Source organism: Paludisphaera soli, from assembly GCF_011064595.1.
Classification (GTDB): Bacteria; Planctomycetota; Planctomycetia; order Isosphaerales; family Isosphaeraceae; genus Paludisphaera; species Paludisphaera soli.
Genome location: NZ_JAALJI010000161.1, coordinates 1 through 374, shown reverse-complemented (window position 1 = coordinate 374; position 374 = coordinate 1). Strand labels below are relative to the sequence as shown.

The window sequence follows — 374 nt, the reverse complement described above, 5'->3', positions numbered from 1 at the left end:
CGATGGATCGGGCCCTGCCGCTCCTGGAGAAGAACCTGGCCCGGCAGAAGTCCCGCCTGGGGGCGGATCACGCGAGTACGCTGAACACCATGAGCAACCTGGCGGAGGCCTACCAATCCGCCGGGAAGATGGAGCTGGCGCTGCCGCTCTACGAAGAAACCCTGCGGCTCGTCCGCGCCCGGATGGGGCCGAGCCACCCCGATACGCTGGCCTGCATGAACAACCTCGCCGTGAGCTACCAGTACGCCGGCCGGCCCGACAAGGCGGCGCCGCTGCTGGAGGAGACCCTGGGGCGGATGAAGGCGGAACTGGCCGAAGGCCACCCCGACACCTTGGCCGGGATGAACAACCTGGCCGCCGCCTATCGCCAGGCG

At 69.3% G+C, this 374-nt stretch carries 1 protein-coding gene; it reads left to right on the top strand.

The genetic code is table 11. The annotated features are described in order from the left end of the window. A partial coding sequence (locus G6O68_RS32140; protein ID WP_165253852.1) for a tetratricopeptide repeat protein occupies positions 1-374 on the top strand: 374 nt, incomplete at both ends.